The organism is Micrococcus luteus, from assembly GCF_014138885.1.
GTDB lineage: Bacteria > Actinomycetota > Actinomycetes > Actinomycetales > Micrococcaceae > Micrococcus > Micrococcus luteus.
Window position 1 is genome coordinate 2426625 of record NZ_JACJIK010000001.1, and the last position, 13625, is coordinate 2440249.

Genomic DNA, 13625 nt, shown 5'->3' on the forward strand with positions numbered 1-13625 from the left:
GTCAGCTCGCCAACCGCATCCCGTCCGGGTCCATCACGGTCAGCCACGAGACCTGTGCCTCGGCGATCCAGCCGTCGATCCCGGCCTGCAAGGCGGGGGCGTCGCCGGCCCGCAGGGCCGAGACGAGCGCGGGGTCGCGCGCCACGAGGGTGGTGACGCCCTGGACGTGGCGCTCCTCGACGCGCTGGGCCACCTCGCGGGCCTGGAGGTAGGCGCTCCACACGCTGAACAGGGCGATGGCCGCCACGAGCGCCACGTGGACCACGGCGATCCGCCGGGCGATCGACCACGGGTGGCGCATGCCTCTCCTCCCTCGGGCCGGCGACGCGCCGGTCCACCCCCACGATCCTGCAGTCCGTCGGCCGCCGTGACCACTATGACCGCAATCGTGACCGACACCACCCGGGGCCGCGAGAGTGGTCACATCCCTCCCGCGCCGTTGCGGACCGCTCGGCGGCGCCCCACCACCGCACAGAACGGAACGCCCGATGGCGCACACCCCACCGGCCGAGACCTCGGCCCCGCCGGCCCCGGCGACGAAGAAGGACCGCACTCACTGGCTGTACATCGCCGTGATCGCCTCGGTGGTGCTGGGCGCCGCCGTCGGCCTGCTCTTCCCCGAGTTCGGCAAGTCCCTCAAGCCGCTGGGCGACGGCTTCGTCTCCCTCATCAAGATGATGATCGGCCCGGTCATCTTCTGCACGATCGTCCTCGGCGTCGGCTCGATCGCCAAGGCCGCGACCGTCGGCCGCGTGGGCGGCATCGCCCTGGTCTACTTCATGGCGATGTCCACGTTCGCGCTGGCCATCGGCCTCGTCGTCGGCAACCTCATCCACCCCGGCGAGGGCCTCAAGCTGACGCCCTACGACCCGAACAAGCCCCAGGCCGCGGTGGACGGCACCGTCCAGTTCCTGCTGGACATCATCCCCGGCTCCCTGCCGGTGCTGCCCACCCTGTTCATCGCCCTGCTCGTGGGCTTCGCCCTGCAGCAGATGGGCCCGGCCGGCGCCCCGCTGCTGCGCGGTCTCACCCTGATCCAGGGTGTCGTGTTCCGCCTCCTCATGATGGTGATGTGGGTCGCCCCGATCGGCGCCTTCGGTGCGATCGCCGCCGTCGTCGGCTCCACAGGCTGGTCCGCGATCGGCGCCATGGCGCTGCTCATGGGCGCCTTCTACCTGACCTGCATCGTTTTCATCGTGGTGGTGCTCGGCACGATCCTGAAGGTCGTGACCGGCCTGAGCATCCTGGCCCTCATGAAGTACCTGGGCCGGGAGTACCTGCTCATCTTCGCCACCAGCTCCTCCGAGACCGCCCTGCCCCGCCTGATCGCCAAGATGGAGCACGCCGGCGTGGACAAGTCCGTCGTGGGCGTGACCGTGCCCACCGGCTACTCCTTCAACCTGGACGGCACCGCCATCTACCTGACCATGGCCGCGCTCTTCGTCTCCAACGCGATGGGCGCGGAGATGAACCTCGGCGAGCAGATCGGCCTGCTGGTCTTCATGATCATCGCCTCGAAGGGCGCGGCCGGCGTCACCGGCGCGGGCATGGCCACGCTCGCCGCCGGCCTGCAGGCGCACCGACCCGAGCTGCTCGGCGGCATGGGCGTGATCGTGGGCATCGACAAGTTCATGTCCGAGGCCCGCGCCCTGACCAACTTCACCGGCAACGCCGTGGCCACGCTCCTCGTCGGCCGCTGGGTGGGCGAGCTCGACGGCGAGCGTGCCCGGCGCGTCCTCAGCGGCGAGCTGCAGTTCGACGAGGCGACCGTGGCCGGCCACGACGGCGCCGCGCACGACCCGCAGCAGTCCCCGACGATCGCCGAGCAGGCCTACGAGGGTCACCCCGACTCCAGCCTGAACTTCGCCATGGCCGCCGACGGCGACCGGAACCCCGCCCGCTGACGGAGGCGGCGGGCCCGCGCGGCACGCCGCACCGTCGACCACCGGCGACGCCGGGGACGAGCCTGGACACCGGCCCGTCCCCGGCGTCGCCGTCGTCCCGGGAACGCCAGGCACTAGGGTGGGGGAAGATCCGGACACGCCGACGACGGCGGCCGCGGCGCGCCGCGGCCCGCGGCCGGGCGTGCAGACCACCGTGGAAGGAGCCGGCGCCGCCGTGACCTCGAGAGAACCGATCCCCGTGATGACCATCCACGGCGAGCCCGTGCTCGGGCCCACCGGCCGGCCCAAGCACGACTTCCCCGAGCCCGCGCCCCTGACCTCGCACGGCCCGGCGCGGATCATCTCGATGGTGAACCAGAAGGGCGGCGTCGGGAAGACGACCTCCACCATCAACCTGGGCGCCGCGCTCGCGGGCTACGGCCGCAGGGTGCTCATGGTGGACTTCGACCCGCAGGGCGCCCTCTCGGCCGGCCTGGGCGCGAACCCGCACGAGCTCGACACCACGGTGTACAACGTGCTCATGGAACGGTCGGTGACCGCGAAGGACGCGATCCTGTCCACGGACTTCGAGAACATGGACCTGCTGCCGGCCAACATTGACCTGTCCGCGGCCGAGGTGCAGCTCGTCAACGAGGTGGCCCGCGAGCAGGTCCTCGAGCGTGCGCTGCGCCAGGTCCGCGACGACTACGACGTGGTCCTCATCGACTGCCAGCCCTCGCTGGGCCTGCTGACCGTCAACGCGCTGACCGCCTCGCACGGCGTGATCATCCCGCTGACCGCCGAGTTCTTCGCGCTGCGCGCGGTCGCCCTGCTCGTCGAGACGATCGAGAAGGTGCAGGACCGGCTCAACCCGGACCTGGAGATCGACGGCGTGCTGGCCACGATGTTCGACCAGCGGACCCTGCACTCCAAGGAGGTCGTGGGCTCGCTCGTGGCCGGCTTCGGGGACCGCGTGTTCGAGACCGTCATCAAGCGGTCCATCAAGTTCGCCGACGCCACGGTGGCGGCCACGCCCATCACCCTGTTCGCCGAGAACCACGACGGCGCCAAGGCCTACCGGCAGCTCGCCCGCGAGCTGATCTGCCGCGGCGGCGCGCCGTGACCGTCCGCTGAGCGCCGACGACGCCGGCCCGGTCCCGTCGCGGGACCGGGCCGGTTCTCTGCGCGCTCGCGGCCGGGGGAGCGGTGGCCGGGAGACGCGACGCCGTCGATCTGCGAGAATGGAGCCGGGCGTGTCCGTCTCCGGGCCGTCCCTCACCCCCTGACCCGTCCGCCGCCGGCCCGACCGGCGCCGTTGACGCGCACCCGAAAGGACGCCCTCCCCATGAACTCCCGCAAGCCGCGAGGCTCCGGACGCACCCCCGCCGTCGGTCGACGGGGCGGCCCGTTCCAGGAGCGCGATTTCCAGCGACAGATCGGTGCCCGCCGCGGCGCCGCCGCCCCCCGTGAGGAGGCCCCCTTCGACGAGGACGCCGTGCCGCGCACCCGCGGCCGCCGCGGCCGCGGCGCCGGCGCCGCCCGGGCCAAGGCCGCCCACCTCGACCGCATCCACGACGAGTCGGGCGAGCGCCTGCAGAAGGTGCTGGCCGCGGCGGGTGTGGCGTCCCGGCGCGTGAGCGAGGACCTCATCGCGGAGGGCCGTGTGGAGGTGGACGGCGTCGTCGTCACCGAGCCCGGCGTGCGCGTGGACCCGGCCCGGGCCGTGATCCGGGTGGACGGCATCTCCGTGCAGACGGACGTGACCAAGCAGTACTTCGTCTTCAACAAGCCCCGCGGCGTGATCTCCACGATGGTGGACCCGGAGGGCCGGCCCTCGATCGCCACCTACCTCAAGCCCGGGCAGGAGCACCTGTTCCACGTGGGCCGTCTGGACAACGAGACCGAGGGCCTGCTCATCCTCACCAACGACGGTGAGCTGGCCAACCGCCTCACCCACCCCAGCTACGAGGTCCCCAAGACCTACGTCGTGCAGACCCGCGGCCCGCTGGCCAAGGGCGTCTCCAACCGGCTGCGCGAGGGCGTGGAACTGGAGGACGGCGTGGCGCAGGTCGACTCGTTCAAGCTCGTCGACTCGACGCCGGGCCACGTGCTCGTCGAGGTCGTGCTGCACTCGGGCAAGAACCGCATCGTGCGTCGCATGTTCCAGGAGATCGGCCACCCGGTCGAGCGGCTCGTCCGCGTCAAGGTGGGCCCCATCCTGCTGGGCGACCAGAAGCAGGGCACCGTCCGCGCACTCAACGCGCAGGAGCTGGGCCACCTCAAGGCCCTGGTCGGCCTGTGAGCGCGCCCGCCGAGTCCGCCGCCAAGCTCGGTGACGGCCCGGCCGGGATCCCGCAGCCCGTGCTCGTCCGGGGGACCGGTCTGCTGGGCGCCTCGATCGGCATCGGGCTGAGCGCGGCCGGTGTGGACGTGCGCCTGCACGACCCCTCGCCCGCCGCCCTGGCCGTGGCCGCGGACATCCGCGCCGGACGCCCCGCCCGCCTGGACGCCGAGGGCGACGACCTCGACGTCGCCCCGGGACTCGTCGTCGTGGCCGCGCCGCCGGACGTGACCGCCGACGTCGTGGTCGACTCGCTGCGCCGCTGGCCCGCGGCCGTGGTGGTGGACATCGCCTCGGTGAAGGAGGCGGTCGCCGCGGGCGTGCGCGCTGCCGTCGACGACGGCCGCCTGGCCCCGCAGGACGCCGACCGGTACCTCGGGACGCACCCGATGGCCGGCTCCGAGCGGTCCGGTCCCGTGGCGGCCCGCGGCACCCTGTTCACGCAGGCGCCGTGGGTGCTGTGCCCGACGGACACGACGCACCCGGGCGCCCTCGCGGCCGGTCGGGCGCTCGCGCTGACGCTGCAGGCCACCCCGTACCGGATGGCGGCCCGCGCCCACGACGAATCGGTCGCGCTGATCTCGCACCTGCCGCAGATCGCCGCCTCGCTCGTGGCCTCCCGCCTGCAGGACACCCCGGACCAGGCGCTCGCCCTGGCCGGCAACGGGCTGCGGGACACCACCCGGATCGCAGCGTCGGACCCGCAGCTGTGGGTGCAGATCCTCTCCGGCAACGCCGGGCGGATCGTGCCGGCGCTGCACGGGCTGCGGGCGGACCTGGACCGGCTGATCCGCACCCTGGAGGACCCCTCCGCCCCCGGGGCGCGGCTGGACATGGCGCAGCTGATCGCCGAGGGCAACGCCGGTCGGGCACGGGTGCCCGGCAAGCACGGGGCGCCGCCGCAGGCGTTCGCGGTGGTCACGGTGATCGTGGACGACGCCCCCGGGCAGATCGCGGCCCTCCTCGACGAGGTCGGCCGCACGGACGTGAACGTGGAGGACCTGCGGCTCGAGCACGCCTCGGGCCACCGGGTCGGCATGGTGGAGATCTCCGTGCTGCCCGGCCGCAGGGACGAACTCGTGGCGGCGCTGACCGCCGCCGGATGGAAGGTGGTCTGAGATGACCGAGCACACCCGCGACGACGTCGCACCCGCGCCGCTCGTGGTGGCGGTGGACGGCCCCTCGGGCTCGGGCAAGTCGTCCGTGTCCAAGGCCGTGGCCCGGCGTCTCGGCGCCGCGTACCTGGACACCGGCGCCATGTACCGCGCCGTGGCGTGGCACTGCCTGAACGAGGGCGTCGACCTGGCCGATGCGGAGGCCGTGGCGGCGGCCGCCGTCGCCATGGACCTGGACCAGTCCACCGACCCGGACGTCGAGGCCGTGCGGGTCGGCGGCACGGACGTCACCGAGGCGATCCGCGGCCCCGAGGTCACGGACACGGTCTCCACCGTCGCCGTGGTGATCCCGGTGCGCGAGGAGCTGCACCGTCGCCAGCGGGCGGCGATCGCCGCCGCGGGCCGGATGGTCGCCGAGGGCCGCGACATCACCACGGTGGTGGCCCCGGACGCCCACGCGCGCGTGCTGCTCACGGCGTCCGAGGCCGTGCGCACCGCCCGCCGCTCGGGCCAGCTGGCCGCGGCGGGGGAGACCGGCGTCGACGCCGGCACGCTGCACCGTCAGGTGGCCGGGCGCGACGCCCGCGACGCCACCGTGTCCACGTTCAACCGCCCCGCCGACGGGGTGGCGCTCGTGGACTCCACCGAGCTCGACTTCGAGCAGACCGTGGCGGCCGTCCTGGCCGCCGTCGAGGACCAGGCCGGCATCCCGGCCGTGAAGGGAGGCCGACGATGACCGAGAACCCCCAGCACCGCTCCGGTGAGGACGAGTTCGTCCCCGCCGGCGACGATCAGGTGGCCGAGCGGCTCGCCGCCATGACCGAGGAGGAGGCCGAGGCGCGTGCCGCGTCGTTGCGCGCCGGCCTGGCCGACTATGAGCTCGAGGAGGACGACGCCGCCCTCCTCGACGCGTGGCAGCTCGGGCCGGACGAGGACGTCGACGCGCCCGTGCCGCCCGTGCTGGCCGTCGTGGGCCGGCCGAACGTCGGCAAGTCCACGCTCGTCAACCGCATCATCGGCCGTCGTGAGGCCGTCGTGGAGGACGTGCCCGGCGTGACGCGCGACCGCGTCTCCTACGACGCCGAGTGGAACGGCCGCGAGTTCACCGTGGTGGACACCGGCGGCTGGGAGCACGACGCCAAGGGCATCCACCGTCGCGTGGCCGAGCAGGCCGAGCTGGCCGTGGACGTGGCGGACGCCGTCGTGTTCGTGGTGGACGCCACCGTCGGCATGACGGCCACGGACGAGGCCGTGGTCTCGATGCTGCGCCGCAAGGACCGCCCCGTGATCGTGGCCGCCAACAAGGTGGACGACATGGTCCAGGAGGCCGACGCCGCCACCCTGTGGTCGCTCGGCTTCGGCTACCCGTACCCGGTGTCCGCGGTGCACGGCCGCGGCGTCGCGGACCTGTTGGACGCCGCGCTCGAGGCGCTGCCGGAGGAGTCCGCCCACGGAGGTCTCGTGCCGCGCGGCGGCCCGCGCCGGATCGCCCTCGTGGGCCGGCCGAACGTGGGCAAGTCCTCGCTGCTGAACAAGCTGGCCGGCTCGGACCGCGTGGTGGTGGACGACCTGGCCGGCACCACGCGCGACCCCGTGGACGAGCTCGTGGAGCTCGGCGGACGCCTGTGGCGCTTCGTGGACACCGCCGGCATCCGTCGACGGCAGCACATGGCCCACGGCGCCGACTACTACGCGTCGCTGCGCACGGCCTCCGCCCTGGACCGCGCCGAGGTGGCCGTGGTGCTGCTCGAGGCGCCGCACGTGATCTCGGAGCAGGATGTGCGCATCCTCCAGATGGTGCTGGACTCCGGGCGTGCCCTCGTGATCGCGTTCAACAAGTGGGACCAGGTGGATGAGGACCGCCGGCACCAGCTGGCCAAGGAGATTGACCGGGACCTGGCGCACGTCGCCTGGGCGCCGCGCGTGAACATCTCCGCGAAGACCGGCTGGCACAAGGACCGTCTCGTCCCCGCGCTGGACCTCGCCCTGGACTCGTGGGACACCCGCATCCCCACGGGCAAGCTCAACGCGTTCCTCGGCGAGCTCGTGGCGGCCCACCCGCACCCGCTGCGCGGCGGCAAGCAGCCCCGCATCCTGTTCGCGACCCAGGTCTCGAGCCGGCCGCCCAAGTTCGTGCTGTTCACCACCGGGTTCCTGGACCCCGGCTACCGCCGGTTCATCGTGCGCCGCCTGCGCGAGACGTTCGGGTTCGAGGGCACGCCCCTCGAGATCGGGATGCGCGTGCGCGAGAAGCGCGGTCGCCGCCGCTGATCCGGCTCTGCCCCGACGACGTCCCTCGGCCTGCCGTGCCGGGGGACGTCGTCGTCCCGGCAAGCTCCCACCGTTCGTCCACCTTCGCCTCGTAGCCTGAGGGCATGAGCCTCATCCGACGTCGCCCCGCCGCCCTGTCCCTGGCCACCCTGGCCGCGCTCGCGCTGGCCGCATCCGGCTGCGCGGTCGACGACGGCGAGACCCGGGCCGCGCTGCAGAGCGCGGAGGACCGGCTCGCCCAGGCCGAGGACCGGATCAGCGAGCTGGAGGCGGACGCCTCGGACCGCGTGGACCTGGGGCAGCTGCGCCAGGAGGCCGAGGGCGCCCTCGCAGAGGCGGACCAGCGCGCCGCCGAGGTCGTCGAGGACCTGACGCGATCCCTGCCCTCCGGTTCGGACATCGTCGACGTCGAGGCGCTCCGGGAGGACGGAAAGGTGGTCATCGAGTACGGCCAGTCTTTGCTCGATGCCGATCCCCAGGTCCTCGAGGACACGATGCGGGAGGCGGCGGAGCGGGCGCGCAACGCCATCCCGGACCTGAAGGATGTCGAATTCCGCGTGGGGGACCGGACCTTCACGTACTGATCCTGCGACGGGGATCCGTGAGCCCCCCGACACGCCTCTTCGACCCGCCCGGAACGGCGGATCGGAGCGGCTCGACGTGTTACGCTTCACCCGTGCACGACTGCACCCTCAGTCATGAGAGGGTTCGTGCAGACCGCCAGGCCCACCGGTACGCCGGGGCCGCGGTCGCTGGGGGACTCTCGGTCGGGTGGCCCTCGGTCAAGGGATGAGGGGTTCACGTCTGTGAAGAGGACGTGGGCCCCTTGTTCACGTTTCGGGGGTGTCGCGCGGTTTGCCCCTGACAACGACGACCTGGCAGGCCCGCTTCCGATTCGCGCCCGGCGGTGCCGGTGGGGTATGCTCATCGGGTGCCGAAGCGCGGATGACCGCGATTCGCCACGGGCTATGGCGCAGCTTGGTAGCGCGCTTGACTGGGGGTCAAGAGGTCGTGGGTTCAAATCCCGCTAGCCCGACCACGTTCCCACGGGTCAGAGTCCGCATCTGACGAGGGAAAATGGAATGAGGCCCAGGTACTCCCTCGAGGGGAGCGCCTGGGCCTCTTTCCGTGCCTGACATATTCCTTAGCACAAACTGATCGAGACAGACCCTACGGTTCGGCGTTCGGCTCGACTTATATCCCCGGGAATTCAGAACTTCCTCAGTGGCCGAGCGGCTCGATCCAAAATCGATCTCGTCGGTGACCAGAGCGTTGGCCCTGAAGCCCCCTGGGTCTGATGGAGACTCGCGCTATTTGATTCCGACCAGCTGTTCGCGGCCGGCTTCGACAGCATAGAACGTGTCCTCGAACTCGGCGGGTGGGACGTCGCCGAGGTAGCCGTGGAGGCGTTGCGTGTTGTGCCAGGACACCCACCCGAGGGTCGCGAGCTCGAGGTCCTCGACCGTCCGCCAGGGACCTGGCCGTGCGGGTCCGCGGACGTGCTCGGCCTTGTAATAGCCGTTCACGGTCTCGGCCAGGGCGTTGATGCTCCTATAGTTGTCAACTCGCGATCTGACCGGTGCGAGGGTTGGTCTTCACGAGGTGGTAGACCTCGCGGATCACGTACCTCTTGAGGCAGCGAATGATGTCTCGCTTGGACTTGCCCTCCGCGGTGCGTCGTGCCACGTAGGCGATCGTGGGCTCATGGAAGCGCATCCGCACGATGACTGTCCTGTAGATGGCTGCGTTCAGCTGACGGTGACCGCCATGATTGATCCGATGTTTTCCGCTGCTCATCCCTGAGCCTGTAGGCACGGGGCTGATGCCGGCGAGCTTGGCGAATGCTGCCTCGCTCTTGATCCGTTCGGGATTGTCCCCGGCCACGATTAGGATCTCCGCTGCCGTGTCCACGCCGATCCCGAACTGGTCGAGCAGGTGCGGCGCACGCGCGATCACGAGCCCCTTGATCATGGCCTCGAGCTCGAGGATCTCCTCGTTTAACGACAGCCACCGCCTGGCCAGCGACCGGAGCACATGACGATTGGCCTCCTCCGGCGTGCTCAGCGCGCGGGGGCGCAGGGAAGCGCAGTGGCGGGCGATCATCTTCTGCGTCTTCCCCTGCAGTACCTTGCGTAGATTCTCTTCGGCGTGCACGAGCATCGCCTTCAACGTGATCATCGCTGCAGAGCGGTCTTTGACCGCAGTGTCGTGAGCGACTTTGAGCTGACGGATCATTTCCACGCTCCCATCGGCGCTCTTGGGCGTGGCGGTGGCGAAACCCGCGAGGACTGCGCGGGCCGCGTTCTCAGCGTCCAAGGTGTCGGACTTCCCGTTCAACCGACGCAGGCGTCGGTCTGGGCGCGAGACTTCCACGACCTTGTGCCCCTGGCGACGGATGTACGAGGCCAGACCAGCCCCGTAGGAGCCTGTGCCCTCGATGCCGAACGCGATGATGGTGCCGTAGTCCGCGGCCCAGTCCAGTAGCTGCTGGTAACCGGCACGGTCGGTGGCGATCGTGCCGGTCGCGAGAATCCCACCGATCGAGTCCATGACGGCGGCCACGTGGATGTGCTTGTGGGTGTCCACGCCGATCACGACGTGACCGGAACGGGTGGGGGCGATCTGGCTCATATACGAGGCTGTCCTTCGGCTACGGGTGCGGGGGCGGCACCGACGCCGGTGGGCGGACAGGACTGTCACGGGGACACGGTCACGAAAATGGGGCGTGTCAACTTGTCTGTGTAAGCGGGGTGGTCACAGGTAGGGGTTGATCCGGTCGGGGTAGGCCGCGGCGAGCTGGGCGAGGGCCTGCTTCCAGTTCGTGACGGCCTGGCCTTCGACGAGCCGGCCCTGGGCTTTGCGCTGGCCGGCGGGTTTGCCCCGGTCCCGAGCGCGTTCGGCGGCGCGTTTGTCTTCGATGTTGCAGATCGCCAGCCAGAGCAGCTTCACCGCCGCCTCGGTCGAGGGGAAGTGGCCGCGGTTCTTGGTCACCTTCCGTAGCTGGAAGTTCAGCGACTCGATGCTGTTGGTCGTGTAGATGACCTTGCGGAGCATGGGTGGGAACTGCAGGAACGGGATGAACCGCTCCCAGGAGTTCGCCCAGGTCGCGGCTGCAGACGGGTACTTCGTGCCGAGCTCGGAGGCCTCGAACTCGGCCAGCGCCTTCCTCGCGGTCTCTTCGTTGGGGGCAGTGTAGATCGGCTTCAGCGCGGCGGCGACCTTCTTGCGGTCCTGGTAGGCCACGAACCGCATCGCGGCCCGGATCAGGTGAACCACGCAGGTCTGGACCATCGAGTCCGGCCACGTCGCCTCGATCGCCTCCGGCAGGCCCTTGAGCCCGTCGCAGCACACGATCAGCACGTCCTGCACGCCCCGGTTGGCGAGATCGGCGCAGACGTGGGCCCAGAACGCCGAGCCCTCGGTGTCCTGGACCCAGATCCCCAGCACGTGCTTGATGCCCTCGAGGTCCACGCCGACGGCGATGTAGGCGGCACGGTTGAGGACCTGGCTGTTCTCTCGGATCTTGATCCGGATTGCGTCGAGATAGATCACCGGATAGAACTCCTCCAGCGGCCGCGACTGCCACGCCAGGACCTCTTCGCTCACGGCGTCGGTGATGTTGGAGATCGTCTCGTGCGACAGGTCCGTGCCGATCGTGGAGGCCAGGTGGTGCTGGATGTCCCGGATCGTCATTCCGCCGGCATAGAGGCTGATGATCATGTCATCCAGGCCCCCGAGGCGCCGCTGGCCCTTGGGCACCAGGCGCGGGGTGAACGACCCGCCCCGGTCTCGCGGGACGTCCAGCTCGATCGGCCCGACCTCGGACTCCACGGTCTTCGGGGTGGTCCCGTTGCGGGAGTTGGCGTGCTTCGGCGCCTCGCTCGAGCCCTTCTCGTAGCCCAGATGGCTGGTCAGCTCGGCCTGCAGGCCCCGCTCGAGCGCGGCCTTGACCAGCGCGGGCACGAACCCGCCGTCACCGGTGAGCTCGACGCCGCCCGCGTCGATCTGCGCGAACAGGGCATCAAGCTGCCCTGAGGCTTTCAGCTGCTCGACCAGGTCCTGGCCCGAGGGCTCGCCTGGGTTCTTCTCGTCGATCATGGTCATGATTCTTACCGTTCCTCTCGGTACGGCTTACACAGACCATCTGACACGCCCCGAAAATGCTCCAGGCTCCTATCAGGTCACGCCCGGACCGGCGGCAGTGGTCGTACGTGCCCGGCCGCGGGCCCGACAGATCAACGCCAAGACACCATGTGGGTCAATCGTAGAGATGGGTCAGAGCACCACGGCCAGGACTTCCTCATCCTCGCGGAATCCGGCCCTCAGAGACTGACAGTCATAGCTGTCCCCGACGGTCCCGATCGACGGTGTCGCTCCGATCTCGGCGAGGCGTTCGCCGTAGCGAATGGAGGTGAATTGAGACCCCGCGTCGCTGTGGCAGCGCAGGTCCTCGTGGCGAGCGCCGCGGGACCAGCGGGCCATCTCGATCGCGTCGAGGACCATCTCGGTGCGCATGTGTGACGCGCACCGCCACCCGACGATCATCCGGGAGAACGCGTCGACGATGAAGCAGACGTACGCGACGCCGGCCCACGTCGGCACGAACGTCAGGTCGGTGACCCAGAGCCGGTTCGGGGCAGGCGCGGTGAACTCCCGCTTCACGAGGTCCGGGTGCCGCGCCGCGGTCGGATCTGGCCGGGTCGTCTTCACCCGCTTCGACCTGGTCGCGCCCTTAATCCCTGCGGCGCGCATGAGCCGGCCCGTCTGATCTCGGCCGATCATGATCCCCGCCCGGCCGGCGGCTTTCCAGAGCTTGCGGATTCCATAGACGCGGTAGTTCGTCTCCTAGAGCTCGACCAGCTGCGGGATCAGCTCCTCGTCCCGCACCGCGCGAGCCGAGGGGGCGCGGGTCTTGGCGGCGTAGTAGCTGCTCGGAGCCACCTGCAGCAGCCTGCAGATGAGCTCGACTCCGAGCCGGCGAGCGTCGACCAGGTCATCCTTGTTCGCGTCGATGAACGCGACTACTTCCGGTAGTGGCGGTCGAGCTCCGCCCCGAAGAAAGACGCAGCACGCTTGAGGACCTCGTTGGCCCGCCGCAACTCCCGGACTTCCTGCTCCAGTTCACGCACCCGCCGCGCCTCAGCGCTGCTCACGCCAGAGGTGACGCCGTCGTCGATGTCGGCTTGCTTGACCCACATCCGCACGGACTCGACCCCGTACCCGAGCTGCGTCGCGACCCGATTGACGGTCCCATGCTCGGTCCCCAGCTCGGCACGCAGCGTCCTCACCATCCGGACCGCCGCGGCCTTCTCCTCCGGCGAATACCGACGCGTCGTCGGCTTCCCCGCTGTCTGCTCTTTCGGCATAACTCCATCCTCGTTTCCAAGGTCAGGAGTCTCCAACAAACCCAGGGCGCTTCAATCGGTCAGGAAGGCAGCAGGAGCACCTTGATGTCGTAGTCGAGCTTGCAGAGGTAGAAGATCAACTCGACGACGGGACGGTGACTATCCCAGCGGGGCTGTGAGGGGCCGATCTCGCAGAACCTTGCGGCAAACTCAACCTTCTCGCGCGCGGCCGGGATCGATGCGCGGAAGGCCGCTTCATCCCATTGCTCTTCGCTCATACTCCCGACCGTAGCGGTGAGTACCGACACGGCCGTGGGAGCTCTCAGCCCCAGAAGATCGGATCCTGGTGGCTGCCGATGTAGTCGAGCAGACTCTGGACGTTCTTCGTCGGGCGCCTCTTCGTGTACTCGTGGAACTTCATGTGCCGGTCACGCCAGTAGATGCTCCACTGGCCGGTCTTGACGGTGTATCGCAGGCGCGCGACCGGGAACCGCGTCCAGTCGCCCTGCCCGTCCCACGGCGGCCGCGTCTCGATGATCGTGACGTGCCGGTCGGCGATCTCGGCTTCTACTCTCACCTGATCCCACAGGTGCTCGGGCACGCGTTCACGGCACCAGCGGCCGATGCGCAGCAGGTCGGTCTCGGGCATAGCCATGGTCAAGTCCTTTTG

12 protein-coding genes, 1 tRNA gene, 2 pseudogenes and 1 other annotated feature are annotated in these 13625 nt (G+C 70.2%); of the genes and pseudogenes, 8 read left to right on the forward strand and 7 right to left on the reverse strand.

The genetic code is table 11. The features are described from left to right. Position 1: 1 nt before the first annotated feature. A complete protein-coding gene (locus HDA34_RS12075) occupies positions 2-301 on the reverse strand; it encodes a hypothetical protein (protein ID WP_233437101.1) in 300 nt (99 codons plus the stop codon). 187 nt (positions 302-488) lie between these two features. Between HDA34_RS12075 and HDA34_RS11225 the strand changes: the two genes are divergently transcribed. From HDA34_RS11225 to HDA34_RS11260, 8 genes are all read left to right on the forward strand, one after another. After that, positions 489-1904 carry a cation:dicarboxylate symporter family transporter gene (locus tag HDA34_RS11225; protein WP_134377475.1) on the forward strand — a complete coding sequence of 472 codons (1416 nt, stop codon included), beginning with the start codon at positions 489-491 and terminating at the stop codon, positions 1902-1904. 241 nt (positions 1905-2145) lie between these two features. Continuing rightward, complete coding sequence (locus tag HDA34_RS11230; RefSeq protein WP_036315755.1) at positions 2146-3006, forward strand: ParA family protein; 861 nt, start codon at positions 2146-2148, stop codon at positions 3004-3006. Positions 3007-3228: 222 nt separating this feature from the next. Continuing rightward, a complete protein-coding gene (locus tag HDA34_RS11235) occupies positions 3229-4185 on the forward strand; it encodes a pseudouridine synthase (RefSeq protein ID WP_041102683.1) in 957 nt (318 codons plus the stop codon). Then, positions 4182-5342 carry a prephenate dehydrogenase gene (locus HDA34_RS11240; RefSeq protein ID WP_063189213.1) on the forward strand — a complete coding sequence of 387 codons (1161 nt, stop codon included), beginning with the start codon at positions 4182-4184 and terminating at the stop codon, positions 5340-5342. The genes HDA34_RS11235 and HDA34_RS11240 overlap by 4 nt, the downstream gene beginning before the upstream one ends. A gap of 1 nt (position 5343) precedes the next feature. Then, positions 5344-6075 (forward strand): (d)CMP kinase, encoded by a 732-nt coding sequence (gene cmk, locus HDA34_RS11245; protein WP_134377476.1) that lies wholly within the window; start codon positions 5344-5346, stop codon positions 6073-6075. Further along, complete coding sequence (gene der, locus HDA34_RS11250) at positions 6072-7610, forward strand: ribosome biogenesis GTPase Der (protein ID WP_049147779.1); 1539 nt, start codon at positions 6072-6074, stop codon at positions 7608-7610. The genes cmk and der overlap by 4 nt, the downstream gene beginning before the upstream one ends. Before the next feature lie 104 nt (positions 7611-7714). Beyond that, complete coding sequence (locus tag HDA34_RS11255) at positions 7715-8194, forward strand: hypothetical protein (protein WP_044659889.1); 480 nt, start codon at positions 7715-7717, stop codon at positions 8192-8194. 378 nt (positions 8195-8572) lie between these two features. After that, positions 8573-8649 (forward strand) — tRNA-Pro (locus tag HDA34_RS11260). A gap of 271 nt (positions 8650-8920) precedes the next feature. On the opposite strand, the pseudogene HDA34_RS11265 reads toward HDA34_RS11260, so the two are convergent. The 6 genes and pseudogenes from HDA34_RS11265 to HDA34_RS11290 form a co-directional block, all read right to left on the reverse strand. Continuing rightward, positions 8921-9154: pseudogene (locus HDA34_RS11265) on the reverse strand (integrase core domain-containing protein); the annotation flags it as partial. Positions 9155-9170: 16 nt separating this feature from the next. After that, positions 9171-10241 carry an IS110 family RNA-guided transposase gene (locus HDA34_RS11270; RefSeq protein WP_134377477.1) on the reverse strand — a complete coding sequence of 357 codons (1071 nt, stop codon included), beginning with the start codon at positions 10239-10241 and terminating at the stop codon, positions 9171-9173. 123 nt (positions 10242-10364) lie between these two features. Next, positions 10365-11708: an IS256-like element ISMlu11 family transposase gene (locus tag HDA34_RS11275; protein ID WP_012750929.1), complete on the reverse strand. Its 1344-nt coding sequence runs from the start codon at positions 11706-11708 to the stop codon at positions 10365-10367. A gap of 237 nt (positions 11709-11945) precedes the next feature. Continuing rightward, positions 11946-12976 (reverse strand): annotated as a pseudogene (locus HDA34_RS11280) (IS3 family transposase); the annotation flags it as partial. Next, positions 12543-12677 (reverse strand) — a sequence feature (AL1L pseudoknot). (Overlaps the previous pseudogene by 135 nt.) 59 nt (positions 12977-13035) lie before the next feature. Continuing rightward, positions 13036-13233, reverse strand: coding sequence for a hypothetical protein (locus HDA34_RS11285; protein WP_010078466.1), 198 nt, complete (start codon positions 13231-13233; stop codon positions 13036-13038). A 44-nt stretch (positions 13234-13277) separates the two neighbouring features. Then, complete coding sequence (locus tag HDA34_RS11290) at positions 13278-13610, reverse strand: DUF3024 domain-containing protein (protein ID WP_036315702.1); 333 nt, start codon at positions 13608-13610, stop codon at positions 13278-13280. Positions 13611-13625 lie beyond the last annotated feature (15 nt).

Coding starts and splice junctions, on each gene's coding strand:
- HDA34_RS11230 (WP_036315755.1), top strand. CDS start 2,146: ATGACCATCCACGGCGAGCCCGTGCTCGGGCCCACCGGCCGGCCCAAG.
- HDA34_RS11270 (WP_134377477.1), bottom strand. CDS start 10,241: ATGAGCCAGATCGCCCCCACCCGTTCCGGTCACGTCGTGATCGGCGTG.
- HDA34_RS12075 (WP_233437101.1), bottom strand. CDS start 301: ATGCGCCACCCGTGGTCGATCGCCCGGCGGATCGCCGTGGTCCACGTG.
- cmk (WP_134377476.1), top strand. CDS start 5,344: ATGACCGAGCACACCCGCGACGACGTCGCACCCGCGCCGCTCGTGGTG.
- HDA34_RS11285 (WP_010078466.1), bottom strand. CDS start 13,233: ATGAGCGAAGAGCAATGGGATGAAGCGGCCTTCCGCGCATCGATCCCG.
- HDA34_RS11275 (WP_012750929.1), bottom strand. CDS start 11,708: ATGATCGACGAGAAGAACCCAGGCGAGCCCTCGGGCCAGGACCTGGTC.
- HDA34_RS11255 (WP_044659889.1), top strand. CDS start 7,715: ATGAGCCTCATCCGACGTCGCCCCGCCGCCCTGTCCCTGGCCACCCTG.
- der (WP_049147779.1), top strand. CDS start 6,072: ATGACCGAGAACCCCCAGCACCGCTCCGGTGAGGACGAGTTCGTCCCC.
- HDA34_RS11225 (WP_134377475.1), top strand. CDS start 489: ATGGCGCACACCCCACCGGCCGAGACCTCGGCCCCGCCGGCCCCGGCG.
- HDA34_RS11290 (WP_036315702.1), bottom strand. CDS start 13,610: ATGGCTATGCCCGAGACCGACCTGCTGCGCATCGGCCGCTGGTGCCGT.
- HDA34_RS11235 (WP_041102683.1), top strand. CDS start 3,229: ATGAACTCCCGCAAGCCGCGAGGCTCCGGACGCACCCCCGCCGTCGGT.